Raw genomic sequence first — 26,115 nt, 5'->3', positions numbered from 1 at the left:
GCGGGCCCGCGCGCTCGGCGCGGCCCGTCCAACCGGAGTCTTCCGCATGCTCGTGATCGGCGTCGCCGGCACCGAACTCACCGCGCAGGAGCGCGACTGGCTGCAGCACGACGCCTGCGCCGGCGTGATCCTGTTCAGCCGCAACTTCGCGTCGAAGGCGCAGGTCGCCGAACTGTCGGCCGCGATCCGCGACGCCGCGCCGCGTCCGCAGCTGGTCTGCGTGGACCAGGAAGGCGGTCGCGTGCAGCGTTTCCGCGAGGGCTACAGCGCGCTGCCGCCGCTGGAGGGTTTCGGTCGGCGTTATGCCGCCGACCCGGACGCCGCGCTCAAGCTCGCCGAGGAACACGCCTGGCTGATGGCGAAGGAAGTCCTCGCCAGTGGCGTGGACCTGAGCTTCGCGCCGGTGGTCGACCTGGGGCGCGGCAATCTGGCGATCGGCAATCGCGCGTTCTCCGAAGACCCGAACGTCGTCGCCGAATTCACCCGCGCCTACATCCGTGGCATGCACGCCGCCGGCATGCCGGCGACGCTGAAGCACTTCCCGGGACACGGTTCGGTGCAGGCCGATACGCACCACAACGAGGCCGTCGATCCACGCCCGCTCGACGAGTTGCGCGCGAACGATCTGATCCCGTTCGCCGCCGGCGTCGAAGCCAAGGCCGACGCGGTGATGATGGCGCACGTGAAGTACCCGGCCGTCGCGCCGGAACCGGCGGGGTATTCCAAGCGCTGGATCGAGGAGATCCTGCGCGGCGAGCTGCATTTCCGCGGCGTCGTCTTCAGCGACGACATCGGCATGAAGGCGGGCGAGCACGCGGGCGGCGTGAAGGGGCGCATCGACGCGCATTACGACGCCGGCTGTGACGCGATCCTCGTCTGCCACCCGCAGCTGGTAGAGGAATCGCTGGCGGCCGTCGAAGGCCGCAAGCTCAACACGATGGCGCTGGCTGGCCTGATCGGCCGCGGCGCTTTGGGATGGGACGGGCTGCTGGCCGACGCACGCTACGGCGCCGCCCGCAACCGGCAGGAAGGACTGGCTTGATGGAACCCCTCGCGAACACGCACGACCTGGCCGCAGCGCTGGCCAATTCCGACCTTCTCCTCGACCGCCCCACGCTGGAGCAGGCCATCGCCCGCATGGCGCGCGAGATCGACGCGGACTACACCGCCGACGACGTGCCGGTGTACCTGACGGTCATGCACGGCGGCCTGCCGTTCGCCGCGCAACTGGCGATGGAGCTGGGCGCGCTGGGCCAGGACCTGGAGTTCGATTACCTGCACGCGACGCGATACCGCGGCGAGACCTCCGGCGGCGAACTCGTCTGGAAACACCGGCCGGCCACGCCGCTGAAAGGCCGTCGCGTGCTGCTCGCCGACGACATCCTCGACGAAGGCCACACGCTGGCCGCAATCCGCGACTGGTGCCTGGAGCAGGGCGCGCGCGACGTGCGCATCGCCGCGCTGGCGGTGAAGAAGCACGACCGCTGCGTCGAAGGCATCTGCGCGGACTACGTCGGCGTCGACGTGCCGGATCGCTACGTGTTCGGCTACGGCATGGACTACCACGAGCAGGGCCGCAACCTGCCGGCGATCTACGCGCTGAAGGACTGAACGATGAGCGAGGCGATCGAACTGGCCGTCATCGGCGGCACCGGCCTGTACAAGCTGGCCGACCTGCGGGACGTGCGCACCGTCCAGCCGGACACGCGTTTCGGCGCGCCGTCGGGCCCGATCCGCATCGGCACGCTGGGCGGGCGGACGGTCGCCTTCCTCGCGCGCCACGGCGAGGGGCATTCGCTGCCGCCGCACAAGATCAACTACCGCGCGAACCTCGCCGCGTTGCAGGACCTTGGCGCCACGCGCGTGCTCGCGCTCAACACGGTCGGCGGCATCACCGAACGCTTCGGCCCGCGCGTGCTGGCCTGTCCGGACCAGCTGATCGACTACACCTGGGGCCGCGTCTCGACGATCTGCGAGGAACCCGGCACCGAGGTGCTGCACGTGGACTTCGGCGAGCCGTACACGCGTACGCTGCGCGAGGCGGTGATCGAGGCGGCGACGCGGGCCGGCGTCGCGCTGGTCGCGGACGGCTGCTACGGCGCCACCCAGGGGCCGCGCCTGGAGACCCGCGCGGAGATCGTCCGCATGCGTCGCGACGGCTGCGACCTGGTCGGCATGACGGGCATGCCCGAGGCCGGTCTCGCGCGCGAACTGGGCCTGGACTACGCCTGCCTGGCGATCGTCGCCAACTGGGCGGCGGGCGCCGGCCCGGACCCGGACGAGGTCATCACCCTGCAGGACGTCCTGGACAACGTGGCCGCCGCCTCGTCGGGCCTGCCGCGCCTCCTGTCGGCCCTGTTGGAGACCCGTGCCACAAGATGATTGTCAAGCCGGCATTCAGTTTGCATACTCGCCGAGCGCTCCGGATCGCATCCGCGTCGGTGCGCGACTCGCATCCAGCATGAGGTTGACAAGGACATGCAGTACGGCACCGTGAAGTGGTTCAACGACGCCAAGGGCTTCGGGTTCATTTCTCCCGAAGATGGCAGCGCAGATGTGTTCGCGCACTTCTCCGCGATCAACGCCAAGGGCTTCCGCAGCCTGCAGGAAGGGCAGCGTGTGAGCTACGAGCTGACGCAGGGCCCGAAGGGCGCCCAGGCGTCCAACATCAACGTGGTCGCGTGATCCCTCGGGAATCACGCCACATCGCGTTCGAAGGCCCCGCACTGCGGGGCCTTTTTTTCGCCCGTACCGCACCGGGGAGCGTTGCTGAAGGGATCGCATGACGCGTCAGGGATCGACATTGCGCATCGGGATCGTCGGATACGGGACCGCCGGACAGGCGGCGGCGTTGCTGCTCACGCGCGAGGGCCATCAGGTCGAGGTCTTCGAGCGCGCGCCGGTGCTCGGCCCGGTCGGCGCGGGTTTCCTGCTCCAGCCCACGGGGCTTGCGGTCCTGTGGGAGCTGGGGCTGCTGGACGACGCGCTCGCGCACGGCGCGCGCATCGGCCGGCTGTTCGGCGAGAGCATCGCCGGGCGCGCGGTCATGGACATGCGGTATCGCGAGCTGGACCCGGGGCTCTTCGGCCTGGGCATGCAGCGCGGCGCGCTTTTCGGACTGCTCGACGTGGCATGGCGCGACGGCCGGCGGGTGCACTGCGGTCGCCGGATCGTCGAGGTGGACACCGCGCGCGGCGTGCTGCGCGATGAGCAGGGCGAGGAGCATGGCGCCTTCGACGTCGTCGTCGTCGCCGACGGCGCGGCATCGATCCTGCGCTCCCGCGTCGCCGCGCCGACGCTGGACCGGCCGTATCCATGGGGCGCGCAATGGTGCCTGGTCGCACAAGACGCGTGGGAATTCCCCGACGAACTGCGCCAGCGCTATGTCGGCGCGCGGCGCATGGCCGGCATGCTGCCGGTCGGTACGCGGCCGGGCGACCCTGTTCCGCGCCTGAGCTTTTTCTGGAGCCTGCCCGCGGTCGAACTGCCTCACGCGGGTGCGGATGAGGCCGCCTGGCGGCGCGACGTCGCCGCGGTCTGGCCCGAAGCCGCTGAACGCCTGCGCGGCACGGCCGTGCCCGCCGGCCTCGCGCAGGCGCGCTACCGGGACACCGTGCATCGTCAGTGGCACTGCGGGCGTGCGGTGCTGATGGGCGACGCCGCGCACGCGATGAGCCCGCAACTCGGGCAGGGCGTCAACATGGCGCTGGCGGACGCGATCGCACTGCGCGACGCGCTGCGCGTGCACGCGCGTGTGTCCGACGCGTTCGCCGACTACCAGCGCCGTCGTTGCGACCACCTGGGCATCTACCACTTCTGGAGCCGGTGGCTCACGCCGCTCTTCCAGTCCGAACGCGACCGCCTCGCGGCGCTGCGCGACCGCATTTTCCATCCGATGTCGCGCCTGCCCGGCGGGCGCGGGCAGATGCTGCGCGTGCTGACCGGCACGCGACGCGGGTGGCTGGGGACGTACCCGCTCGATGCCGCCTTCCTCGCGGCGCTGGCCGAACGCACGCCAAACGCGCCCGGCCGACTGGCCGGCGAAAACGCGTAGGCCACGGTACGTTCCCTAGAATCGATCCATCCCGCGCCTCGCCGCGCCGCCCTTCCTGCCGGAGCCGCAGATGGACCCGCTGCCGCCGTTCGCCACGCATCGCGTCGAGAACCAGCCGCCCGAGTTCGCGCCGCGCGACCTGTGGCAGGACGATGCCGCGTTGCGCAAAGCGGTGGTCCGCGAAGGCGGCGGCGACTTCGCCGAAACCCTGGCGACGTACGGCGCGCTCGCCGGCGACGAGTTGTACCGGCTGAGCTTCGACGCGCATCGCGATCGCCCGCGCCTGCGCACGCACGACCGCTTCGGCCAGCGCATCGACCTGGTGGAGTTCCACCCCAACTACCACCGCATCATGCAGGCGGCGATCGAGCATGGGGTCGCGGGCCTGTCGTGGACGCAACCGCGTCCCGGCGCGCACGTCGCACGCGCGGCGTTGAGCTACCTGCACCATCAGGTGGAGCCGGGCACGAGCTGCCCGCTGACGATGACGCACGCGGCGGTGCCCGTGCTGCGACACGCGCCGGACCTCACCGGTTGGGAGGGCAAGGCGACCTCGCCGTTCTACGACCCGCGCGACATCGTGTGCGACCAGAAGCTCGGCATCACGATCGGCATGGGCATGACCGAGAAACAGGGCGGCAGCGACGTGCGCGCGAACCGCACGGTCGCCACGGCGCTATCGGGCGGAAACGAGTACCGGCTCGTTGGCCACAAGTGGTTCTTTTCGGCCCCGATGTCGGACGCCTTCCTCGTGCTGGCGCAGGCGACTGGCGGCCTCACGTGTTTCCTGCTGCCGCGCTGGACACCGGACGGACAGAAGAACGCCTTCGCACTGATGCGCCTGAAGGACAAGTTGGGCGACTGGTCGAATGCGTCGTCCGAAGTGGAGTTCATGGACGCGTGGGCGTACCGGATCGGCGAGGAGGGCCGCGGCGTGGCGACGATCATCGAGATGGTGATGCTCACGCGGCTGGACTGCATGCTCGGCGCCGCCGCCGAGATGCGCATGGCGCTGGCGCAAGCGATGCATCACGCGCATCACCGCGTCACGTTCGGCGCGCGACTGGCCGACCACGCGCTGATGCGTAACGTGCTGGCGGATCTGGCGATCGAAGCCGAAGCGGCGATCGTGCTGGCGATGCGCGTGGCGCGCGCCGTGGATCGCGCACCGTACGATGCGCAGGAAGCCGCGTTCGCGCGCATCGCCACCGCGGTGGGCAAGTACTGGGTGTGCCGCCGCGCGCCGGGTTTCGTCAACGAAGCGCAGGAATGCCTGGGCGGAGCGGGGTACATTGAGGAATCCATGCTGCCGCGCTTGTACCGGCAGGCGCCGCTCAACTCCATCTGGGAAGGCAGCGGCAACATCCAGTGCCTGGACGTGCTGCGCGCATTGCAGCGCGAACCGCAGACCGGTCGCGCGCTGCTGGCCGAGCTGGAGGGCGCGTTGCAACTGGACCCGGACCTGGACGCGGAGATCGCCGAACTGCGTCCCGTGCTGGAAGGCCACCGAGTGCCGGGTGAAGTCGAAGCACGCCGATGGGTCGAGGCGCTCGCACTTGCGTTGCAGGCAAGCCTGCTGCTGCGTAATAACAGCCCGATGGCCGCTGCGTTCTGCGCGACGCGCATAGCCGGCGATCACGGCAATGCCTACGGAACGCTGCCACGGGATTTCGAGCTGGGCGCGCTGATCGCGCGGGCGTGGAGCGGTTAGCCGCGCCGATTCAACCGTCGGCCCACGACCGATAACCGGATTGGCCGCGTGTCTTGACGAAAGGACGCTGCGCAGGCGTAGCCCGGTTTCGTTCAGTCCAGGAACTGCAGCTTCGCCAGTTCCGCATACAGCCCGCCTTGCGCGAGCAATTGCTCGTGCGTGCCCTCGGCGATGATGCGGCCGCGATCCATCACGACGATGCGGTCCGCCTTGAGCACGGTGGCGAGGCGGTGCGCGATGACCAGCGTGGTGCGTCCTTCCATCAGCGTTTCCAGCGCCTGCTGCACGGCGCGCTCGCTCTGCGCGTCCAGCGCGCTGGTGGCTTCGTCGAGCAGCAGGATGGGGGCGTCCTTCAGCAACGCGCGTGCGATGGCGATGCGCTGCTGCTGGCCGCCCGACAGGCGCGCGCCGCGCTCGCCCAGGTCGGTGTCGAGGCGCTCGGGCAGGGCGGCGATGAAATCCGATGCGTGCGCCGCCTTCACCGCCTGCTCGACGTCGGCGTCGCTCGCCTCCAGTCGGCCGTAACGGATGTTGTCGCGCGCGCTGGCCGCGAAGATGGTCGGCTGCTGCGGAACCAGCGCGATCGCTTCGCGCAGTACGCCCAGATCGAGCTGGCGGACATCGGTTCCGTCCACGCGCACGCTGCCGGACTGCGGATCGTGGAAGCGCAGCAGCATCGAGAACACCGTGCTTTTGCCGGCGCCCGACGGGCCGACGAGCGCGACGGTCTCGCCGGGACGCACGCGCAGGTCGAACGCCTCCAGCGCGGGCGCATCGGGGCGCAAGGGATAGTGGAAGCTCACGCGCTCGAACGACAGTTCGCCGCGTATCGGCTTAGGCAGCGCGACCGGGTGCGCCGGCGAGTCCACGGTCGCGGTTTCCACGAGCAGCTCGCTGATGCGGCCCATGCCGCCGGCGGCGCGCTGGAGTTCGTTCCAGACTTCCGCCAATGCGCCGACCGAGCCGCCGCCGATCAGTGCGTACAGGATGAACTGGCCCAGCGTGCCGGCGCTCATGCGGTTGGCGACGACGTCGTGCGCGCCCGACCAGAGCACCAGCGTGATCGCGCCGAAGATCAGCACGATGGCGATGGCGGTGACCCACGCCTGGGCCTGGATGCGTCGCCGTGCGGTATTGACGGATTCGAGCAGTGCGACGCCGAAGCGATCGCGCTCGTACGGCTCGCGCGCGTGCGCCTGGACGGTGCGGATCGCGCCCAGCGTTTCGCTGGCGAGCGTGTTGGCGTCGGCGACGCGGTCCTGGCTGGCGCGCGCGATTTTCTTCAGCCGGCGCCCGCCGACGACGATCGGCAACACCGCCAGCGGGATGCCGACGAGCGCGAACGCGGCCAGCCGCGGTGCGGTCACGAACATCATGCCGAGGCTGCCCACGACGGTGACGAGGCTGCGCAGCGCGACCGACATGCTCGAGCCGACCACGCTGCGCAGCAGTTCGGCGTCGGCCGTGAGTCTGGAGACGAGTTCCCCGCTGCGGTTGCGGTCGTGGAAACCGGCATCGAGCGCGAGCAGGTGCGAGTAGAGGCGTTCGCGCAGGTCGGCGACCACGCGTTCGCCGAGGAGCGACACGAAGAAGAAGCGGGCCGCCGTCGCCAAGGCCAGCGCCACGGCGACGGCGAACAGCAGCAGGAACGCACGATCGATCGCCGCGCCGCCGCCTTGCGCGAAACCCTGGTCGATCATCGTGCGGAACGCGACCGGAAGGCTGAGCGTCGCCGTGCTCGACGCGGCCAGCGCCACGAGCCAGGCGGCGAACAACGCGCGATGGCGACGCACGAACGGCCACAGGGTTCGCAGGCTGCCGATCGGGGCTTTGGCGGAGGAAGCGTCGGTCATCGGGAGCCAGTATGGGTGTGACGGCGGAAAGGCGGAATGCGGAACGGACCGCACGCGGATGTCGGAAGTTTCCGCGATCGGACTGCGGCGGCTGGCGCCTCAGGGCTCGGAGAAACGCACCCGATCACGGGTGGCGTCGCGCAGGCGGGCTTTCAAGGCGTCCACGCGATCGGCCGGAAGCCGCACATGCAGCCGCGCGCCATCGGCGTCGAAACGTTCGTCGAGTTTTTCCACATCGAACTGCGCGATCAGCGCGTGTACCGGGCCGGTCTCGGCGAAGGGATACGCAAGCGAGACCTCGGCGAACACCACCAGTTCGCGGCGTGGCGCGACGCGCAGGCACTCTGCCGCGCTGCCGCCGTAGGCACGCACCAGCCCGCCCGCGCCGAGCTTGATGCCGCCGAACCAGCGCGTCACCACGGCGACCACCTGGTCCAGCCCCTGGCCGTCGATGGCCGCGAGGATCGGCCGCCCGGCGGTGCCAGCCGGCTCGCCGTCGTCGTTGAAACGGTACTCGCCGCCGATGCGGTAGGCCCAGCAGTTGTGCGTCGCCGCCGGATCGCCGACCCGCGCGATGAACTGCAAGGCATCTTCCGGCGCCTCGACCGGCGCGGCATTGACCAGGAAACGGCTGTGCTTGACCTCGAGCAGGTACGAGGTCGGGCCGGCCAGCGTGCTGCTCATCGCGTCGTGGGAGAGCGGGCGAGCGCGCGCAGGTCGTCCGGCAGGCGCACCCGCGGATGCGTCCTGCGGAACAGCGCCAGGCTTTCGCGTGCGCCGTCCGCATCGCCCGCATCGCGGCGTTCGCGGATGCGTTCGAGCCAGGCGGCGGGTTCCAGGCGCGCGTCCTCCGCGATCGGCGTGGCGGCCAGCAGCTCGGCGGGCGTGATGCGGCTTCCGGTCACTTCGATGCGATCGAGCGTCGGCTGCGGTTCGGCGCTGGCTGGCGCGGCGGACACAGCGGATGCGGCGACAGGCGCGGGTTGCGCCATCAGGCGCTTCGCCGAAACCGCCTGCTCGTCGCTGCGTTGTTGGCGCGCGCGGGCCAGTTCGAACGCCTCGCTTTTCTCGGCGTCCGAATACGACTGCATCGCGGCCGGGGCCGCCGGCGCGGCCGCCGGGGCGGTGAAGGGATCGTCGCTGCGCGCGTCGGCCACCGTCTCGTGGAAGACGATGGGCTGTTCGTCCGGGCCGACCGTTGCCACGCGTGCCATCGCGTCGCCGGAGGCTTCCTCGGGCACCGGCGCAGCCGCGGCAGGTGCCACCGGAGCCGCCTTGCGCTGGGCGAGGATCGGGGCGCTCGCGGCAGGCGCGTTGAGGGCTTTGGCGCGCGTCGACGCATCCGGCGGTGGAGGTGCCGGCGCGATGACCTTCCGTTCGCGCTCGATGATCTGCGCGCTGACGTACGCACCGTCGCCCTCGCTGCGCACGGGTGCCGGCGCGGGATCGGCCGGGCGCAACTGCCACACGGTTCCGATGACCAGCACCAGCGCGGCGGCCATGCCGGCGCCGGTGATCAGGCTCCCGGGAACGGCGGCGAGGCCGAGCCAGCGGCGACGCCGCTGCGGGGGCGCCACGGCGGCGTGGGCGGCGGCCAGGATCTTCGCGTCGAGCGACGGCGGCGGCCCGTCGTGCGGGCCCAGACGCGCCAGGCGGTCGGCCAGCGCGCGTTCTTCCGGGCTCAGCGGTTCGTCGTCGAAGCGGTTCATTCGTTCAATCTCGCGCGCAGCTTGTCCATCGCATAGCGAAGCCGCGATTTGACGGTCTCCCGGCCGGCGCCGGTGATCGCGCCGATCTCCTCCAGACTAAGTTCCTGCTCCAGACGCAGCAGCACGACCTCGCGCTGCTCGTCGGGAAGCTCCTCGATCGCCAGTTGCAGGCGACGGCGCTGCTCGAATTCGGACAATTCGCGCTCCGGACTGCTCGGGTCCGGGACGCGCGCGGCGCGCTCGTCGGCGTCGTCGGGCGCCGCGGGCCGGTGCTTCAGGCCACGCCAGTAATCGTTGAGGCGATTGTGGGCGATGCGGAACAGCCAGGTCCTGAACGCGGCCTCGGGTTTCCAGCCCTGCCGGGCGGCGATCACCCGCTGCCACACGTCCTGGAAAAACTCGTCCGCGAGCGCCGGATCGCGCAGTTGCCGCAGCAGGAAGCGGTACAGCGAACCGCGATGCCGGGCGTAGAGCAGTTCGAACGACGCGGCATCGCCGGCCGCCCAGGCCAGCATCAGCACGTCGTCGTCGGTATCCGCGCCCGCATTCATGCGCGGCAGGGTACGGGGTGAGGGCGCCGGCGGGAAGCCGTAAGGGTCGTGGGCGGGTCCGCCAGCGGCCCGGATCGCGAGGTTCATATTCAGACGAACGGGTCGCAGTTCCGGAAGGGGTTGAGCACGCGGGCGAATTGCCGCGTTATCCTGCCCCGTCCGCCCAGGGGTTCCCGTCGCTGTGTCCACTCGTCCCAGGCCAAAGGCCGTGAGAATCGTCGACGCCCGCAGCGGGCGGGACGCGCTCGCGGACACGCTGCAGGAAGCCCTGCCGGCCGGGTCGGAAGTCGCCGTGCTGTGGCGCGACGGCTATGGCGGCGTGGCCGGCTCGGCCTCGCTCGGCGCCAGCTCCTCGCTCGCGCACCGCGCCGAATCGCTGCTCACCCGCGACCCGCTGACGCTGCATTCCCAGCGCATCGAGGCCAGCTGGACCACCTCCGAAGGCGTACGCGTCGGCCTCGCGGCGCAGCTGCCGGCGGCACTGTCGTCCGACACGCGCGAGATGTGGCTCTCGCTGGCGCGCATCGTCATCGGCGCGCACCTGGTCGCGCTGCGCACGCTGGCGCGCGCCGAGTCGCTGGAGAAATCCGAACGCCTGCAGCAGGCGCTGTTCGAGATCGCCGACCTCGCCGGCTCGGACCTGGAGCTGGCCGACATGCTGCGCCGGATCCACACTGTCGTCGCCGGCCTGATGTACGCGGCGAACCTGTACATCGTGCTGTACGACGACGTGCGCGATTCGATGCGCTTCCTGTATTTCGCCGACCAGCGCGACACCTACGTCGCCGAGCCGGAGCGCGACATCCCCGTCGACGAGATGCCCAACTCGGTGACCGTTGCGCTGTTGCGCCACGGCGAGCCGTTGCAGGGTCCGTCGGCGGCGATCCGCGAACGCCTCGGAGTGCCGCGCGATATCCAGCACGGTCCGGACAGCGAGGACTGGCTCGGCGTGCCGATGCGTCGCGACGACCGCATCTGCGGCGCGATCGTGGTGCAGAGCTACGACCGACCCGACGTCTACGGCGAGGAAGAGCGTGCGCTGCTCGCGTTCGTCGCGCAGCACATCCTCACCGCGCTGGACCGCTTCCACGCGCGCGAGGAGCTCGAACGGCGCGTCGAGGAACGCACGCAGGCGCTGCAGCTGAGCAACCGCGACCTGCAGGCGGAGATCATCGAGCGCCAGCGTGCCGAGCGCCTGCAACGTGCGCTGTTCCGCATCGCCGAACTGTCGATCACCTCCGAGACGCTGGAGCGTTTCTACACGCAGGTGCACGACGTCGTCAGCGACCTGCTGTACGCGCGCAACTTCTACATCGCGCTGCTCACCGAGGACGGCGAGCGGCTGGAATTCCCATACTCCATCGACGAACGCGATGCCGCGCGCGAAAGCCGCAAGCTCGCCTCGGGCCTGACCGAATACGTCATCGCGCGCGGGCGCCCGCTGCTGGCCGATCGCAAGCGCATCCAGGCGCTGGAATCGCAGGGGCTGGTACGCAGCCGCGGTTCGCTCGCGCATTGCTGGCTCGGCGTGCCGCTGTTCCGCAATGAAGCGGTGGTCGGCGTGATCACGGTGCAGAGCTATTCGCCGGCGATCAACTTCAGCGTGCGCGACCAGGAACTGCTGACGTTCGTCGCGCACCACATTTCCATCGGCCTGGCGCGCAAGCAGTCGCAGGATCGCCTGGTCGCCGCGCACGCGGAACTCGAACAACGCGTGGAATCGCGCACGCGCGAACTCGCGCAGGCCAACGCGGAACTGCTGTCGCAGATCGGCGAGCGCCTGCGTGTCGAGCAGCAGCTCACGCACCAGGCAACGCACGATGCGCTCACCGGCCTGCCCAACCGCAGCCAGTTGCTGGACCGCCTCGCGCACGCGATCGCCCGCGCGCAGAGCGATTCGCAGCGCACGTTCGCGGTGCTGTTCCTCGACCTGGACCGTTTCAAGCTGGTCAACGATTCGGTCGGCCATTCGGCCGGCGACGAACTGCTGATCGAAACCGGCCGTCGCATCGTCGACGCCGTGCGCACCGGCGACACCGTTGCGCGCCTGGGTGGCGACGAATACGCGATCCTGATCGAGGACATCGACGGCCCGCCGGTCGCCGAGGAACTCGCGCAGCGCGTGCTGCGCGCGCTGGGCGAACCGTGCTGGATCGCCGGCCGCGAGGTCTTCCCGTCGGCGAGCCTGGGCATCGCGTTGTGGCATCCGCGCTATCGCACCGGCGCCGAGCTGCTGCGCGATGCGGACGCGGCGATGTACCGCGCCAAGTCGTCCGGCCGCGACCGTTGCGCCGTGTTCGACGAGGCGATGCGCGAGGAAGCGGTGCGCATCCTCGACCTGGAAGCCGACCTGCGCCGCGCGATCAATGGCGACGGCTTCGTCGCGTTCTACCAGCCCATCGTGCGCCTGGACGACCAGCGCGTGATCGGCCATGAAGCCCTGCTGCGCTGGCGCCACGAACGCCGCGGCCTGCTGACGCCGAGCGAGTTCATCGGCGTGGGCGAGGACAGCGGGCTGATCGAGGAAGTCGACTGGATCCTGTATCGCCAGGTGATGGACGAACTTGCGCGCGGTGGCGAGGGCTACATTTCGGTCAACGTGTCGCCGCGCCATTTCCGTTCGTCGGACTTCGCCGACCGCTTGCTGCGCATGATCGACCAGGCCGGTGCCGATCCGCATCGCCTGCGCATCGAGATCACCGAGGTCGCGCTGCTCGACGACGTGCCGCGCGCGCTGCGCATGCTGCGCACGCTGCGCAGCCACGGCGTGCTCGCGCAGCTGGACGACTTCGGCACCGGCTTCTCGGCGCTGTCGTACCTGCATCGTTTCCCGATCGAATGCCTGAAGATCGACCAGAGCTTCGTCTCGGGCCTGGTCGGCGACACGCAGCCGGAAAGCGTGGCCGTCGTGCGCGCGATCCAGGCGCTGGCTGGCACGCTCGGCATCCACACCATCGGCGAAGGCGTGGAAAACGAAGCCCAGCGCGCGACGTTGCGCGAGCTGGGCTGCACCTACGGCCAGGGCTATCTGTTCGGCTATCCGGCCGAACGCCTGCGCGAGGCGCCGCTGAAGCTGGCCGTTACCGGCTGACTACTGCGGCGCTCGCGTCGCTCAGCGTCCGATTCCCACGCGTTCATCCGCACCGGCCTGCTGCCGCGCGGCGTCCATCAGCTGGATGAGCTCCGCGCGTTCGCCGCGCGGATCGTCGCCGCGCGCGCCGCGTGCCGTGGACAACATCGCGTCCCATCCCCAGCCGTCCATGCGTTCGCCACCACGCAGCGCATCGGCGAAGCCCGCGACGGCGCTCGCGAAACGCAGCGATTCGCCCGGATTGCGCGTGAGCTGCGAGGCGAGGATCGGCGTTTCGATCAGCGTGCTCGTGTCCTGCCCCGGCAGCTTGTAGCGAAGGCGCAGGTGCGCGAGTTCCTTGCCGACCGCGAGGTCCGGCTTCACGACAGTCGCGTCGCCGTAGCGCAGCGGCGCCACGCGCTGCGCGGACGAACCCGCCGGCGTGATCTCGTACAGTGCCGTCACCTGGTGGCCCGCGCCGATGTCGCCCGCGTCGACCTTGTCGTTGGCGAAATCCTCGCGCTGCAGGAGGCGGTTTTCGTAGCCGATCAAACGGTATTCGGCGACCTGCGCCGGATTGAACTCGACCTGGATCTTCACGTCGCGCGCGATGGTCAGCAGCGTGCCGCCCATCTGCTGCACGAGCACCTTGCGCGCCTCGCGCACGCTGTCGATGTAGGCGTGGTTGCCGTCGCCGACGTCGGCCAGCCGCTCCGACAGTTCGTCGTTGTAGTTCCCGGTGCCGAAGCCCAGCGTCGTCAGCGCGATGCCGCTCTTGCGCTGGTCGGCGACCAGAGTTTCCAGCGCGTTCTGGTCGACCGTGCCCACGTTGAAGTCGCCGTCGGTGGCGAGGATCACGCGGTTGGCGCCGCCCTGGATGTACGCCTGCTTCGCCATCGCGTAGGCCAGCGCGATGCCTTCGCCGCCGTTGGTGCTGCCGCCGGCCTCGAGGCGATCGAGCGCGGCGAGGATCTCGCCATGCCGGTCGCCCGGCGTGGGCGGCAGCACGAGGCCGGCACTGCCGGCGTACACGACCATTGAGACGCGATCCTGAGCCCGCAGTTGCGGCACCAGCTGGCGCAGCGCCTGCTTCACCAGCGGGAGCTTGTCGGGCTCGCCCATCGAACCGGACGTGTCGATGAGGAACACGAGGTTCGCCGGGGCGAGGTTTGCCTTGGGTACGTCATAGCCCTTGATGCCGATCATCAGCACTTGCCGCTGCGGATTCCACGGTGCGGTCGCCAGTTCGGTCGTCACGCGGAACGGCGTCTCGCGCGAGGCCGGGGCGGGGTGGCCATAGTCGAAATAGTTGATGAATTCCTCGGCGCGCACGGCGTCGCTGGGTGGCCGGGCGCCCTCGTTCAACATGCGCCGCACGTTGGCGTAGCTGCCGGTATCCACGTCGATGGAGAACGTCGACACCGGCTGCTCCGCCGCGCGCTGCACGGGGTTGTCGGTGCGCTCGGCGTATTTCTCGGTATTGGCCGGCTGCATGGGCGCCATGCGCATCAACGCCATCGGCGCGGGCGGCGGCGCAGGCGCCACCGCAGGCGAATAGGCCTCCTTGAGGCGCGCGCCGGTGACTTCGATGCGGTCGAGCGACGCCGATGCGCCGGCATCGGATGCGGCCTTCGCCTGCGCGAGGCTTTCGCGTTCGGCGCGGGCGCGGGCGTCGGCCTGCCCGGCGGGCTCGGACGTGCTGCGGCAACCGGCGAGCGCGGCGATCACCGCGGCGCACAGCAGCGTGGGAACAAGGGCGGTGCGGTTCATCGGCGAACTCCATGGTTGGGTCGCCGTGGCAAACGCACGTGCATCGCGAACGGGGTTGAGGCGTTCGCGATCCGCGTCAGCCGACCGGGTCGCGGATCACCAGCAGCCGCTGCTCGGTCATGTCGTCCATGGCGTAGCGGACGCCCTCGCGGCCGAGGCCGGACTGCTTCACGCCGCCGTAGGGCATGTTGTCGACGCGGAAGCTCGGCACGTCGCCGACGATCACGCCGCCGACCTCCAGCCGGTCCCACGCGCGCATCGCATGTTCGAGCCGGCCGGTGAACACGCCAGCCTGCAGGCCGAAGTCGCTGTCGTTGACAAGGTCCAGCGCCTGTTCGAAATCGTCGAAGGGCTGCATCAACGCGACCGGCGCGAAGGCTTCCTTGCGGTACAGATCGGCCTCGTGCGGCACGTGTTCGAGCAACGTCGCCGGCACCATGTTGCCGCTGCGCTCGCCGCCGGCGAGACGCTTCGCGCCGCCCTTGCGCGCGGCGGCGATCCACGATTCCACGCGCTGCGCCGCCTTCTCGTCGATCATCGGACCGATGAAGGTGGACTCGTCCCGCGGATCGCCCATGCGCAGCTTCGCCACCGCGGCCTTGAGTTTCTTGCGCAGCTTGTCGTACACCGCCGCGTGCGCGTAGATGCGCTGCACGCTGATGCAGCTCTGGCCGCTCTGGTAATACGCACCGAAGACGAGGCGTTCGACGATGTGATCGAGCGATGCGCCCGGCTCGTCGTCGACGATGCACGCGGCATTGCCGCCGAGTTCCAGTGTCACCTTCTTGCGTCCGGCGCGCGCCTTCAGGTCCCATCCGACGAGTCCGCCGGTAAAGCTCAGCAGCGCGACGCGTTCGTCCTCGACCAGTTGCGCGGCGTCGTCGTTGCTGCAGGCGAGGATCGAGAACGCGCCCTTCGGCAGCTCGGTTTCGGCGAGGATTTCGCCGATGATCAGCGCGCCGATCGGCGTTTTTTCCGACGGCTTCAGCACGAACGGGCAGCCGGCGGCGATCGCCGGCGCGACCTTGTGCGCCACCAGGTTCAGCGGGAAATTGAACGGCGTGATGAAGCCGCACAGGCCGACCGGCACGCGCTTGGTCATCCCGCGATAACCGCGCGTGCGCGGCGAGATCTGCATCTCGATCACCTCGCCGCCGAGGCGCGTGGCTTCTCCGGCGGCGATGCGGAACGTGTCGATCAGGCGCGTGACTTCGCCGCGTGCGTCGCGGATCGGCTTGCCGGCTTCGATGCACAGTGCGAGGGCGAGTTCGTCGAAGCGTTGCGTGAAACGCTGCACGCAATGCTCGAGCACGTCGCGGCGTGCATCGGGCGGGAACGCCGCCATCGCCTCGCGCGCCTGGTAGCCGGCGACGATCGCCTTGCGCACCGCCGCGCCGTCCGCCAGCGCGACGCGCGTCGCGCGCTGGCCGCTGTACTTGTCGAGCACGTCGAGATCGGTGTTGGCAGCGACCGGCGCATTGGCGAGGTAATAGGGATAGCTCGACTTCAGCCCCTTGCCGGCGCGGGTCTTCTTCTTGTCCTTGGGCATGATCTGCTCCCGGGAAAGTCCCCAGAGTAGGGCAGCCGGCGTTAGGGCGCGATCAGCCGGTCACGCCTGCCCGTCGTGCGATTCCACGCGAAGGGCCAGTTCCCCATCCGACAGCCGCGCCGACAGGCGATCGCCCGGCGCGGCATCCAGCACGCTGCGGACGATGCGTCCGTCCTCGTGGCGCAGGATCGAATAGCCGCGCGCGACCGTGGCCAGCGGGCTCACCGCTTCGAGCGAGCGCGCCAGGCCGCGCAGGTGCAGCGCTTCTTTCGACAGCCTGCGCACGATGGCCGACTGCGGTCGCAGAGACATCGCGGCGAGCCGTTCGCGCAGGCGGTTGATGCGGCGCTGCGGATGCGCGGCGCGCAGTACGGCGTCGGCGTGGCGGAGGTGCGCGCGCTCGCGTTCGATGCGACGTTTCCATGCGGCGTCGAGACGGCGCAGCGCGTCGGCCTGGCGACGGCAGAGCATGTCCAGCCGCGCGCGCGGACGCAGCGCGTTGAGGCGCAGCGCGGCGCGGTCGGCGCGCTGCATGGCCTGGCGCAGGCGTTGCAGTTGCAGGTTGCGCAGGCGCGCGTCGAGCACGCGCAGCCGGTGCAGCAGGTCCTCGCGATTGGGCACCAGCAATTCGGCGGCGACGGAGGGCGTCGGCGCGCGCACGTCGGCGGCGAAATCGCTGAGGCTGAAGTCGGTTTCATGCCCGACGGCGGAGACGATCGGCACCGGCGAGTCGGCGATCGTGCGGGCGAGGCGCTCGTCGTTGAACGCCCACAGGTCTTCCAGCGAACCGCCGCCGCGCGCCAGCACGATCACGTCATAGCGCTGCGCAGCGATGGCCTTGAGCAGCATCGTGGTGATCTGCGCCGCCGCGCCGTCGCCCTGCACGGGCACGGGCAGCACGTCGGCCTGCGCCAGCGGGAACCGGCGCGACAACACGCTGAGCACGTCGCGCACCGCGGCGCCGCTGGGCGAGGTGATCACGCCGATGCGGCGCGCGAAACGCGGCAACGCACGCTTGCGCCCGGCATCGAACAGGCCCTCGGCGGCCAGCTTGGCCTTGAGTTCGTCGAACGCACGGCGCAGCGCGCCTTCGCCGGCTTCCTCCAGGTGGTCGAACACCATCTGGTACTCGCCGCGCGCCTCGTACAGCGTGAGGCGGCCGCGGCCGAGCACGCGCAGGCCTTCGCGCGGGGTGAAGCGCAGCCAGCTGCTCTTGGGACGGAACATCGCGCAACGCACCTGGGCGCGCGCGTCCTTGATCGTGAAATACAGGTGCCCCGACGCAGGACGCGAGACGTTGCCCAGCTCGCCCTCGACCCAGATCGACGGGAAGGCGCCTTCCAGCAGGTCCCGCGCCAGCGTGTTCAGCTGGCTGGGCGTCAGCACGGTGTCGGGGCGGCTGTCGCCGGGTCTGTCGTCGTAGGGGAAGTCGCGCATGGCGGGGGCAGTGCGATGGCCGGCCACGGTACCGCACGCGGGGGCGCGGGTCACGTGATCGGCCACGTGAAGGCGGGCGGCCGTGCAGGCCGCGTGGCCTACAATAGGCGCATGAATTCGCATGCCCAGGCGCCTTGCGCGCATCCCGGTTTCGGACCCCTGCCACGCCGCCTGACCACCGCGGTGCGCATCGGCGGCGTCGACGTCGGCGGCGGCCATCCGGTCGTCGTGCAGTCGATGACCAACACCGACACGGCCGACGTGGCCTCCACCACCAAACAGGTCGCCGAACTCTGGCGCGCGGGCTCGGAAATGGTCCGTGTCACCGTCAACACGCTCGAAGCGGCGGCCGCCGTCCCGCGCATCGTCGACAAGCTGGCGATGATGGGCGTGAGCGTGCCGATCATCGGCGACTTCCACTACAACGGGCATCAGCTGCTTACCGCCGAGCCGGCCTGTGCGCAGGCGCTGGCGAAGTACCGCATCAACCCGGGCAACGTCGGGTTCGGCAAGAAGAAGGACAGCCAGTTCGCGACGCTGATCGAGCTGGCGATCCGCTACGGCAAGCCGGTGCGCATCGGTGCGAACTGGGGCTCGCTCGACCAGGCGCTGGCCGCCCAGCTGATGGACGAGAACCACACGCTCGCCGAGCCGCGCGAAGCGGGCGAAGTGCTGCGCGAGGCGTTGATCCGCTCGGCGCTGGATTCGGCTGCGCGTGCCGAGGAGCTGGGCCTGCCGGCCGACCGCATCGTGCTCAGCGCGAAGGTCAGCGGCGTGCAGGAGTTGATCGCCGTGTATCGCGAACTCGCCCGTCGCGGCCATTACGCGCTGCACCTGGGCCTTACCGAAGCCGGCATCGGCAGCAAGGGCATCGTCGCCTCCAGCGCCGCGCTGGGCGTGCTGCTGCAGGAAGGCATCGGCGACACGATCCGCATCTCGCTCACGCCCGAGCCGGGCCAGTCGCGCACCAACGAAGTGATCGTCGCGCAGGAGCTGCTGCAGACGATGGGCCTTCGCGCGTTCACGCCGATGGTTACCGCGTGCCCGGGTTGCGGCCGCACCACCAGCACGTTCTTCCAGGAACTGGCCAAGACCGTGCAGGAACACGTGCGCGCGAAGATGCCGGAATGGAAGATCACGCATCCGGGCGCGGAGAACCTAACGCTCGCGGTGATGGGCTGCGTCGTCAATGGTCCGGGCGAATCGCGCCACGCGAACATCGGCATTTCGCTGCCGGGCACGGGCGAGGCGCCGTCCGCGCCGGTGTTCGAGGACGGCGAGAAGACCGTGACGCTGCGCGGCGAGAACATCGCGAACGAGTTCGTGGGCTTGATCGACCAGTACGTCGAACGCAAGTTCGGAGTCGATGCCGCGCGTGGCGGCTGAAGCCGGCGGCAGCGCGGCCTGGAACGTCCTGCGCTACGGCGCGGGACTGCTGCGCCGCCACGGAGTGCTACTCGGGTTGGTGTTCGCCGGCCTGCTGCTGCCGCTGTGGGTCTTCGGCGAACTGGCCGACGAGATCCACGAGCAGGAAGCCATCGCGTTCGACGAACCCATCCTCCAGTTTGCGCACACCATGGCGCGCGAGGGATTCAACGAGTTCTTCGTGTTCGTCTCGAAGATCGGCTACGCGTGGGGCGTGGTGCCGTTCGACATCGCCTTCGTGCTGGTGCTGGCCGTGCTTCGACGCTATCGCGAGGCGGTCTTCGCCGCGATCGCGCTGGGCGGATCGGGCCTGCTCAACGTCGGCGCGAAGCTGTTCTTCGCCCGCGATCGCCCGGCGCTGTGGGAATCGATCGCGCCGGAGACCACGTACAGTTTTCCCAGCGGACACGCGATGGGCTCGATGACGCTCGCCTGCGTGCTGGTGCTGCTGGCCTGGCACTCGCGCTGGCGCTGGCCGGTGCTCGCGCTGATGGTGCCGTTCGTGGTGCTGGTCGGCCTGTCGCGCGTGTACCTGGGCGTGCATTACCCGTCGGACATCCTCGCCGGCTGGTCGGTCGCGATCGCGTGGGTCGCGGCGGCATACCTCGCGGTGTATCGCGTGCACGGGAGGCCGTGGCGGCGGCCGGGGATCGCGGCCGACGCCGACTGACGCCGTCGTCTACTCGCCCGGCTTGGCCGCTTCGACCGGTGCGGTCGTAGCGTGCCTGCGCAGCAGCACCGCCTCGCGGTGCGCGATGTAGGCGTTGGCGGCGAGGATGATGCCGGCGCCGATCCACGTGTACACGTCGACCGATTCGTTGAACCAGAGCCAGCCCACCAGCGCCACGAGCGGCAACTGGATGAAGCTGATGGGCGTCAACGCGGAGACTTCGCCCAGCTTGAGCGCGTGCGTCCACAGCACCTGGCCGCCCGTCCCGAACAGCCCCGCGCCGATCACCCACAGCCAGACGATGCCCTGCGGCCACTCCCACACGAACAGCGCCGGCACCAGCGAGATCGGCACCCAGAACAGGTACGTGTAGAGCACGATGGTGTTGGCCGCATCCACGCGCGCCAGCTGCTTGATCTGGATCGCGACCACCGCGCTCAGTACTGCGGCGAGCAGGGCGATGAGCGTGCCGCCGGTGAATTCATGCGAGAACGGCCGCACGATCACGAGGACGCCGACGAAGCCCGCCGCGACCGCGGCCCAGCGTCGGCCGCGCACGGTTTCGCCCAGCATGACCGCGGCGAGGATCGTCACGAACACGGGCGAGGAATACGACAGCGAGATCGCCTGCGCCAGCGGCAGGTGGCCGATGGCCCAGAAGCCGCACAGCATCGAGAAGATGCCGATGACGCAGCGGACGAAATAGCGCGGAAGCTGCTTGGTGCGCAGGGAGGCCGGGTCCATGCGCATCACCAGCGGCAGCACGGTCATCAGGCCGAAGAAGTTGCGGAAGAACGCGATTTCCACCGTATTCAAGGACTGCGAGGCAAGGCGGATCGCGATCGCCATCACGCCGAAGCACAAGGTGCTGGCGAGCATGAATCCCGCGGCGCGAAGCGGATGGGGCAGGGCTTCGCTCACCGTGGAACTCCTTTACCAGCTCGCGCCGACGATGCGCGGTTCGGGTTCGATGGATACCGCAAAGCGCGTGCGTACCGAGTCGGCGATGCGTCGAGCCAGCGTGAGCAGCTCCACGCCGCTCGCAGCGCCGTGGTTCACCAGCACCAGCGCGTGGCTGGGGGCCACGCCGGCATCGCCATCGCGATGGCCCTTCCAGCCGGCGGCGTCGATGAACCATGCGGCCGAGAGCTTGCGCGATTCGGGCCCGTTTCCGCGGAACACCGGCATGCCCGGATGTTCGGCCTGCAGCGCTTGCGCCTGCGCGAGCGGCACGATGGGGTTCTTGAAGAAGCTACCCGCATTGCCGAGCACGGCAGGGTCCGGCAGCTTGCGGCGGCGGATCGCGATGACCGCCTGCGCCACCTCGCGCGCCGAGGGCGCGGCGATGCCCATGGCGATGAGTTCGTCGCCGATGCCTGCGTAGTCGAGCTTGAGGGCTGGCGTGCGCGGCAGGGCGAACTCCACGGCGGTGACGATGTAGCGGTCCGGCTCGTGCTTGAACACGCTGTCGCGGTAGGCGAACGCACACTGCGCCGCGTCGAAGCGGTGGATCCGGCCGGTGGCGGGCTCGAAGCTCTCGACGGCGTGGATGAACTCGCGCACTTCGACGCCATAGGCGCCGATGTTCTGGATCGGTGCGGCGCCCACAGTGCCGGGAATCAGCGCGAGGTTTTCCAGGCCGGCGAAGCCTTCGTCGAGCATGCGCATCACGAACCCGTGCCATGGGACGCCGGCGTCGGCGCGCACGATGGCGATGTCGCCCTCGTCGCGAACCACCCGCACGTCCTGCCCGGTCAAAGCGAGCAGCGGGACGTCGGGATTCCCCGCGAACAGCAGGTTGCTGCCGCCGCCGAGCACGAGCGGCGCGCGCGCGGCGAAGTCCTGGCGCGTGAACAGATCGGGGAGGGCGCTTGCGTCGGCGACTTCCGCCAGCACCGGCGCGATCGCGGCGACACCGAACGTGTTGCGGGATTTCAGCGGCGCGTCGTGCAGGACGCGGATGGAGTCGGTCATGGGAACGTGCGCTTGCGACTCAGACGATCGGCGGCATGTTGCCGCGACTCGGGGCTTCCTTGCGGCGACGCATGGCTTCCACGCATTCCTTGATCAGCGCCGGACCGCGATAGACCAGGCCGGTGTAGCACTGCACCAGCGTCGCGCCGGCCGCCATCTTCGCCGCGGCGTCCGCGCCGGAGAGGATGCCGCCCACGCCGATCATCGGGATCGATTCGGGCAGGCGCGTGCGCATCATGCGCAGCACGGCGGTGGCCTGGCCCAGCAACGGCTTGCCCGACAGGCCGCCGGCTTCGTTCGCGAACGGCGAGCCTTCGATGCCCACGCGCGAGATCGTGGTGTTGGTGGCGATGACGCCATCCACGTGCAGGTCGCCGAGCACGCGCGCGGCCGCCTCGACATCGTTGTCGGTCAGGTCCGGCGCGATCTTCACCAGCATCGGGACCCGCCGTCCGTGCACGCCCGCCAGTCGCTCCTGCGCATCGCGCAACGTGCCGACGAGCCTGCGCAGCGCCTGTTCTTCCTGCAGTTCGCGCAGGCCCGCGGTGTTGGGCGAGGAGATGTTGACCGTCACGTAGTCGGCCAGCGCGTACACGCGCTCCAGGCAGAAGAGGTAGTCGTTCTCCGCGGAGTCGTTCGGCGTGTCCTTGTTCTTGCCGATGTTGATGCCGAGCAGGCCGTGGCGGCGCCTGGCCCGCTCGACGTTGCGCACCAGCGCGTCGACGCCGCCGTTGTTGAAGCCCAGGCGGTTGATCACCGCGTTGTGCTCCGGCAGGCGGAACATGCGCGGCTTCGGATTGCCTTCCTGCGCGCGTGGCGTGACGGTGCCGATCTCCACGAACCCGAAGCCCAGCGCCATCAGGGCATCGATGTGCGCGCCGTTCTTGTCCAGGCCCGCGGCCAGCCCGACCGGATTAGGGAAGGTCAGGCCGAACGCACGCGTCGGCAGCGGCGTCGGGCGCCGCGAGAGCAGCGCGCCCGCGCCGGTGCGATACGCCACTTCCAGCGCATTGAGCGCGGCGCCGTGTGCGGCTTCGGCGTCCAGGCCAAACAGGAAGGGGCGGGCGAGTCCGTACATGGGTCAGTGCGGGAAACGAGTGGAGGGGAACGGGAAACGAGTGTCCGGACGACGGATCCGCATCGCGGCGTTTTTCCCGTTCCTCATCGCTCGTTCCTCGCTCAAAGGTCGAACTTGATGCCCTGCGCCAGCGGCAACGCGTCGGAGTAGTTGATCGTGTTGGTCTGGCGGCGCATGTAGGCGCGCCACGCGTCCGAACCCGATTCGCGGCCGCCGCCGGTTTCCTTCTCGCCGCCGAATGCACCACCAATCTCGGCGCCGCTGGTGCCGATGTTGACGTTCGCGATGCCGCAGTCCGAACCCGCCGCCGACAGGAACGCCTCGGCCGCCTTCAGGTTCTGCGTGAAAATCGCCGACGACAGGCCCTGCGGCACGTCGTTCTGCATGTGGATCGCATCGGCCAGGTCGCGGTACTTCATGACGTACAGGATCGGCGCGAACGTCTCGTGCTGGACGATGTCCGCATCGTTCGACAGACCCGTCACGATGGTCGGCAGCACGAAGTTGCCGGCGCGCTCGATGGCCGCGCCGCCGGTTTCGACCTTGCCGCCGGCCGCCTTGGCCTGCTCGATCGCGTCCAGGTACGCCTGCACCGCGTCGCGGCTGTTGAGCGGGCCCATGAGGTTCGCGGGATCCGTCGGGTCGCCGATCTTCTTTTCCACCTGCTTGTAGGCGGTGACCAGCTTGGCGAGGACGTCGTCGTAGATGGACTCGTGCACGAACAGGCGGCGCGTGGTGGTGCAGCGCTGGCCGGCGGTGCCCACGGCGCCGAAGGCGATGGCGGGGATCGCGAGCTTCAGGTCGGCCGTAGGGTCGACGATGATCGCGTTGTTGCCGCCCAGTTCGAGCAGCGAGCGGCCCATGCGGCGCGCGACGCGCTCGCCGACGATGCGGCCGACCTTGGTCGAACCGGTGAAGCTGATCAGCGGGATGCGCTTGTCGTCGACGAAGCTGGAGGCGAGCTCGGTGCCCGCATCGTTGAACAGGAAGAAGATGTCCGGGAACCCGCCGGCCTTCAGCGCGTCGTTGCAGATCTTCATCGAGGCGATGGCCGACAACGGCGTCTTCGGCGACGGCTTCCAGATGGTGATGTCGCCGCAGATCGCCGCGATGAACGAGTTCCACGCCCACACCGCGACCGGGAAGTTGAATGCCGAGATCACGCCGACCAGGCCGAGCGGATGCCACTGCTCGTACATGCGGTGGCCCGGACGCTCCGAGTGCATCGTCAGGCCGTACAGCTGGCGCGACAGACCGACGGCGAAGTCGCCGATGTCGATCATCTCCTGGACTTCGCCATCGCCTTCGGGCTTGGACTTGCCCATTTCCAGCGCGACCAGCGAACCCAGCGCGTCCTTGTGCGTGCGCAGCGCGTCGGCGCACAGGCGGATCGCCTCGCCGCGGCGCGGCGCCGGCGTCGTGCGCCACACCTTGAAGGCCGCCTGCGCGCGCTCGACGATGGTCTCGTAGTCGGACTGCGAGGACGCGTGGACCTTCGCCAGCACCTCACCGTTGGTCGGGTTCACCGACTCGAGCACGCCCGCGTCGCGGGTGCCGGACCACTCGCCATTGCCGAGGTAGGTGCCGGATTCGGCATCGTTCAGGCCGAGGGCGGTGAGGACGGGGTGGGTCATGGCAGCTCCGTTATTGCGGGAAACGAGGGAGAGGACGACGAACGCGGTCGTGGACGGGGAAGCTTCCGCTTCCCGATCCGCGGCGCGCGGCCCTGCTTCATGGCGGCCCCGACACGATTCGAACGTGCGACCTGTCCCTTAGGAGGGGACCGCTCTATCCAGCTGAGCTACGGGGCCATGAGGTCGGCATTTTCGCATGAACGCGTGCGGATCGGGCCGGGAAGGCGGCCGATCCCGCGTCGGAAAACCCGGCGAATCGGTGTAGGCGACCACAAATTGCCCGCCGGCAGCGCGCCACGCGCAATGGGGCACGCGAATGGGGCGCACCAAACGGGACTCGACGTGAACCGGGGCTTCAGCCGCCTTCGCCCAGATCCGGATTGACCGGATCGTGTTGCCCCTTCGCCACGACGGTGGTCGCGGTGAGATCGCCGGTGACGTTGCCGAGCGTCGCGAAGACGTCGGGAATCGTGTCCAGCGCCAGCAGCAGGCCGAGCGGCTCCACCGGCAAGCCGAGGGCCTGGGTCACCGGCATGTTGGTCGCCATGAAACTGACCTGGCCGGGCAGGCCGACCGATCCCATGCTGATCACCACCGCCAGTGCGGCAGCGGCGGCCCACTGCGCCACGCTGAGGTCCACGCCGTAGGCCCAGGCGATGAATGCCGCGACGCCCAGGTACTGGATCGGGCTGGTGATGCGGAACAGCGACACCGCCATCGGGAGCACCAGCGAGGTCACGCTGAGCGGATGGCCGAGGCGCTGGCGCGAGGATTCGATCATCGCCGGGAGCGAGGCCAGCGACGACTGCGTGCTGGCGGCCACCACCTGCGCGGGTGCGATCGCCGCCGCGAAACGACGCAGGCGCTCGCCGCCGGCGAGGATCGCGATGGGGTACATCAGCGCGGTCGCCAGCAGGTACATCGTGCACAGGATGGCGATGTACCAGCCGAACGCGCCGATCATGCCGTGGCCTACGCGCGCGCACACGGCGAGCACCAGCGCGAACACGCCGATCGGTGCGACCCACAGCACCCAGTGCACGATGACGATCATCACGTCGGCGATGCCCTGGATCAGCTCGAGCACGCGCGCACGGCGGCCCGCCTCGATCTTCGTCAGGCCGAAACCGAAGAACAGTGCGAACACCACCAGCGGCAGCATCGCGCTGGACGCGGCAGCCGCCAACGCGTTGGCGGGAATGATCCCGGCGAACCACTCGGCGAGCGAGCTGGGCAACGACAACTGCGCCGCGCCCGCGGTGGCGGCGCGCAGCGATTCGGCCAGGCCTTCCTGGCGCGGGACGAACGAGAAGAGGATCGGCGCGACCGTCGCGGCGAACGCGGCGCACACCGCCAGAATCACCACGAAGGTGATGATCGCCTTGCGCGCGGTGCGCCCGGAGGCGGCCGCGTCGGTGGCGTTGTTCACGCCGATCACCACCAGCGCCGCGACCAGCGGCACCACCGTCATCTGCAGCGCGTTGAGCCAGAGACGTCCGATCGGCTGGACGAAGTCGGCGACCCGGCCGGCCAGCACGGGATCGAGCCACGCAAGCGCGAGGCCGATGATGGCGCCGAGGAAGAGTCCAAGGAGTACGCGGGCGGTGTTCGACATCGGGGATCGGGTGTC

General features: G+C 69.7%; 21 protein-coding genes and 1 tRNA gene. 9 read left to right on the top strand and 13 right to left on the bottom strand.

Annotation, left to right across the window (positions count from 1 at the left end):
- The first annotated feature begins 46 nt into the window (after positions 1 to 46).
- The 6 genes from nagZ (at position 47) to LA521A_RS12180 (ending at position 5,765) form a co-directional block, all read left to right on the top strand.
- Entirely contained in the window at positions 47 to 1,042 is a 996-nt protein-coding gene (gene nagZ, locus LA521A_RS12205; RefSeq protein ID WP_281779168.1) for a beta-N-acetylhexosaminidase, read from the top strand.
- The gene (locus LA521A_RS12200; protein WP_281779167.1) at positions 1,042 to 1,611 is read left to right on the top strand and encodes a hypoxanthine-guanine phosphoribosyltransferase; all 570 of its coding nucleotides are present in this window, start codon (positions 1,042 to 1,044) and stop codon (positions 1,609 to 1,611) included. Before nagZ ends, LA521A_RS12200 begins: the two co-directional genes overlap by 1 nt.
- 3 nt (positions 1,612 to 1,614) lie before the next feature.
- Positions 1,615 to 2,382: an S-methyl-5'-thioinosine phosphorylase gene (locus tag LA521A_RS12195; RefSeq protein WP_281779166.1), complete on the top strand. Its 768-nt coding sequence runs from the start codon at positions 1,615 to 1,617 to the stop codon at positions 2,380 to 2,382.
- A 96-nt stretch (positions 2,383 to 2,478) separates the two neighbouring features.
- A complete protein-coding gene (locus LA521A_RS12190) occupies positions 2,479 to 2,685 on the top strand; it encodes a cold-shock protein (RefSeq protein WP_115842987.1) in 207 nt (68 codons plus the stop codon).
- 97 nt (positions 2,686 to 2,782) lie between these two features.
- Positions 2,783 to 4,054 carry an FAD-dependent oxidoreductase gene (locus tag LA521A_RS12185; RefSeq protein ID WP_281779165.1) on the top strand — a complete coding sequence of 424 codons (1,272 nt, stop codon included), beginning with the start codon at positions 2,783 to 2,785 and terminating at the stop codon, positions 4,052 to 4,054.
- Positions 4,055 to 4,124: 70 nt separating this feature from the next.
- Complete coding sequence (locus LA521A_RS12180; protein ID WP_281779164.1) at positions 4,125 to 5,765, top strand: acyl-CoA dehydrogenase family protein; 1,641 nt, start codon at positions 4,125 to 4,127, stop codon at positions 5,763 to 5,765.
- Positions 5,766 to 5,857: 92 nt separating this feature from the next.
- On the opposite strand, the gene LA521A_RS12175 is transcribed toward LA521A_RS12180, so the two are convergent.
- From LA521A_RS12175 to LA521A_RS12160, 4 genes are all read right to left on the bottom strand, one after another.
- Positions 5,858 to 7,618, bottom strand: a complete 1,761-nt coding sequence (locus LA521A_RS12175; protein ID WP_281779163.1) for an ABC transporter transmembrane domain-containing protein — start codon at positions 7,616 to 7,618, stop codon at positions 5,858 to 5,860.
- Between the two features lie 99 nt (positions 7,619 to 7,717).
- Positions 7,718 to 8,302, bottom strand: coding sequence for an IMPACT family protein (locus tag LA521A_RS12170; protein WP_281779162.1), 585 nt, complete (start codon positions 8,300 to 8,302; stop codon positions 7,718 to 7,720).
- Positions 8,299 to 9,327, bottom strand: a complete 1,029-nt coding sequence (locus LA521A_RS12165; protein WP_281779161.1) for a hypothetical protein — start codon at positions 9,325 to 9,327, stop codon at positions 8,299 to 8,301. Before LA521A_RS12165 ends, LA521A_RS12170 begins: the two co-directional genes overlap by 4 nt.
- On the bottom strand, positions 9,324 to 9,878 hold the full coding sequence (locus tag LA521A_RS12160) for an RNA polymerase sigma factor (protein ID WP_281782087.1): 555 nt from the start codon (positions 9,876 to 9,878) through the stop codon (positions 9,324 to 9,326). The genes LA521A_RS12165 and LA521A_RS12160 overlap by 4 nt, the downstream gene beginning before the upstream one ends.
- Positions 9,879 to 10,086: 208 nt before the next feature.
- Between LA521A_RS12160 and LA521A_RS12155 the strand changes: the two genes are divergently transcribed.
- Entirely contained in the window at positions 10,087 to 12,969 is a 2,883-nt protein-coding gene (locus LA521A_RS12155) for a sensor domain-containing phosphodiesterase (protein WP_281779160.1), read from the top strand.
- A 21-nt stretch (positions 12,970 to 12,990) separates the two neighbouring features.
- Here LA521A_RS12155 and LA521A_RS12150 read toward each other — a convergent pair whose 3' ends face one another.
- The 3 genes from LA521A_RS12150 to xseA all read right to left on the bottom strand — a co-directional run bounded on the left by LA521A_RS12150 (position 12,991) and on the right by xseA (position 17,704).
- A complete protein-coding gene (locus LA521A_RS12150; protein ID WP_281779159.1) occupies positions 12,991 to 14,718 on the bottom strand; it encodes a vWA domain-containing protein in 1,728 nt (575 codons plus the stop codon).
- A gap of 76 nt (positions 14,719 to 14,794) precedes the next feature.
- The gene (locus LA521A_RS12145) at positions 14,795 to 16,267 is read right to left on the bottom strand and encodes an aldehyde dehydrogenase family protein (RefSeq protein ID WP_281779158.1); all 1,473 of its coding nucleotides are present in this window, start codon (positions 16,265 to 16,267) and stop codon (positions 14,795 to 14,797) included.
- Between the two features lie 60 nt (positions 16,268 to 16,327).
- Positions 16,328 to 17,704: an exodeoxyribonuclease VII large subunit gene (xseA, locus tag LA521A_RS12140; protein ID WP_281779157.1), complete on the bottom strand. Its 1,377-nt coding sequence runs from the start codon at positions 17,702 to 17,704 to the stop codon at positions 16,328 to 16,330.
- A gap of 111 nt (positions 17,705 to 17,815) precedes the next feature.
- Between xseA and ispG the strand changes: the two genes are divergently transcribed.
- Together ispG and LA521A_RS12130 are read left to right on the top strand one after the other, a co-directional pair.
- Positions 17,816 to 19,090, top strand: a complete 1,275-nt coding sequence (gene ispG, locus LA521A_RS12135; RefSeq protein ID WP_281779156.1) for a flavodoxin-dependent (E)-4-hydroxy-3-methylbut-2-enyl-diphosphate synthase — start codon at positions 17,816 to 17,818, stop codon at positions 19,088 to 19,090.
- Positions 19,080 to 19,799 carry a phosphatase PAP2 family protein gene (locus LA521A_RS12130; protein ID WP_425494513.1) on the top strand — a complete coding sequence of 240 codons (720 nt, stop codon included), beginning with the start codon at positions 19,080 to 19,082 and terminating at the stop codon, positions 19,797 to 19,799. The genes ispG and LA521A_RS12130 overlap by 11 nt, the downstream gene beginning before the upstream one ends.
- A gap of 9 nt (positions 19,800 to 19,808) precedes the next feature.
- Here the strand turns inward: LA521A_RS12130 and LA521A_RS12125 are convergent, their stop codons facing one another.
- From LA521A_RS12125 to LA521A_RS12100, 6 genes are all read right to left on the bottom strand, one after another.
- Positions 19,809 to 20,678, bottom strand: a complete 870-nt coding sequence (locus tag LA521A_RS12125; protein ID WP_281782085.1) for a DMT family transporter — start codon at positions 20,676 to 20,678, stop codon at positions 19,809 to 19,811.
- Between the two features lie 54 nt (positions 20,679 to 20,732).
- Entirely contained in the window at positions 20,733 to 21,773 is a 1,041-nt protein-coding gene (murB, locus tag LA521A_RS12120; RefSeq protein ID WP_281779155.1) for a UDP-N-acetylmuramate dehydrogenase, read from the bottom strand.
- A gap of 19 nt (positions 21,774 to 21,792) precedes the next feature.
- Positions 21,793 to 22,851, bottom strand: a complete 1,059-nt coding sequence (locus tag LA521A_RS12115) for a quinone-dependent dihydroorotate dehydrogenase (RefSeq protein WP_281779154.1) — start codon at positions 22,849 to 22,851, stop codon at positions 21,793 to 21,795.
- 101 nt (positions 22,852 to 22,952) lie between these two features.
- Complete coding sequence (amaB, locus tag LA521A_RS12110; RefSeq protein WP_281779153.1) at positions 22,953 to 24,485, bottom strand: L-piperidine-6-carboxylate dehydrogenase; 1,533 nt, start codon at positions 24,483 to 24,485, stop codon at positions 22,953 to 22,955.
- A 100-nt stretch (positions 24,486 to 24,585) separates the two neighbouring features.
- A tRNA-Arg gene (locus LA521A_RS12105) sits at positions 24,586 to 24,662 on the bottom strand.
- Positions 24,663 to 24,840: 178 nt separating this feature from the next.
- Entirely contained in the window at positions 24,841 to 26,100 is a 1,260-nt protein-coding gene (locus LA521A_RS12100) for a dicarboxylate/amino acid:cation symporter (protein ID WP_281779152.1), read from the bottom strand.
- Between the last annotated feature and the right edge of the window lie 15 nt (positions 26,101 to 26,115).

The sequence above is a fragment of the Lysobacter auxotrophicus genome (genome assembly GCF_027924565.1).
Taxonomy (GTDB): Bacteria; Pseudomonadota; Gammaproteobacteria; order Xanthomonadales; family Xanthomonadaceae; genus Lysobacter_J; species Lysobacter_J auxotrophicus.
The sequence above is the reverse complement of the archived record's forward strand: the minus strand, read 5'-3'. Positions and strand labels throughout refer to the sequence as shown.

Bases quoted from the DNA above. Each gene is read 5' to 3' on its own strand.
- nagZ (WP_281779168.1), top strand. From the start codon at position 47: ATGCTCGTGATCGGCGTCGCCGGCACCGAACTCACCGCGCAGGAGCGC.
- LA521A_RS12200 (WP_281779167.1), top strand. From the start codon at position 1,042: ATGGAACCCCTCGCGAACACGCACGACCTGGCCGCAGCGCTGGCCAAT.
- LA521A_RS12195 (WP_281779166.1), top strand. From the start codon at position 1,615: ATGAGCGAGGCGATCGAACTGGCCGTCATCGGCGGCACCGGCCTGTAC.
- LA521A_RS12190 (WP_115842987.1), top strand. From the start codon at position 2,479: ATGCAGTACGGCACCGTGAAGTGGTTCAACGACGCCAAGGGCTTCGGG.
- LA521A_RS12185 (WP_281779165.1), top strand. From the start codon at position 2,783: ATGACGCGTCAGGGATCGACATTGCGCATCGGGATCGTCGGATACGGG.
- LA521A_RS12180 (WP_281779164.1), top strand. From the start codon at position 4,125: ATGGACCCGCTGCCGCCGTTCGCCACGCATCGCGTCGAGAACCAGCCG.
- LA521A_RS12175 (WP_281779163.1), bottom strand. From the start codon at position 7,618: ATGACCGACGCTTCCTCCGCCAAAGCCCCGATCGGCAGCCTGCGAACC.
- LA521A_RS12170 (WP_281779162.1), bottom strand. From the start codon at position 8,302: ATGAGCAGCACGCTGGCCGGCCCGACCTCGTACCTGCTCGAGGTCAAG.
- LA521A_RS12165 (WP_281779161.1), bottom strand. From the start codon at position 9,327: ATGAACCGCTTCGACGACGAACCGCTGAGCCCGGAAGAACGCGCGCTG.
- LA521A_RS12160 (WP_281782087.1), bottom strand. From the start codon at position 9,878: ATGAATGCGGGCGCGGATACCGACGACGACGTGCTGATGCTGGCCTGG.
- LA521A_RS12150 (WP_281779159.1), bottom strand. From the start codon at position 14,718: ATGAACCGCACCGCCCTTGTTCCCACGCTGCTGTGCGCCGCGGTGATC.
- LA521A_RS12145 (WP_281779158.1), bottom strand. From the start codon at position 16,267: ATGCCCAAGGACAAGAAGAAGACCCGCGCCGGCAAGGGGCTGAAGTCG.
- xseA (WP_281779157.1), bottom strand. From the start codon at position 17,704: ATGCGCGACTTCCCCTACGACGACAGACCCGGCGACAGCCGCCCCGAC.
- ispG (WP_281779156.1), top strand. From the start codon at position 17,816: ATGAATTCGCATGCCCAGGCGCCTTGCGCGCATCCCGGTTTCGGACCC.
- LA521A_RS12125 (WP_281782085.1), bottom strand. From the start codon at position 20,678: ATGCTCGCCAGCACCTTGTGCTTCGGCGTGATGGCGATCGCGATCCGC.
- murB (WP_281779155.1), bottom strand. From the start codon at position 21,773: ATGACCGACTCCATCCGCGTCCTGCACGACGCGCCGCTGAAATCCCGC.
- LA521A_RS12115 (WP_281779154.1), bottom strand. From the start codon at position 22,851: ATGTACGGACTCGCCCGCCCCTTCCTGTTTGGCCTGGACGCCGAAGCC.
- amaB (WP_281779153.1), bottom strand. From the start codon at position 24,485: ATGACCCACCCCGTCCTCACCGCCCTCGGCCTGAACGATGCCGAATCC.
- LA521A_RS12100 (WP_281779152.1), bottom strand. From the start codon at position 26,100: ATGTCGAACACCGCCCGCGTACTCCTTGGACTCTTCCTCGGCGCCATC.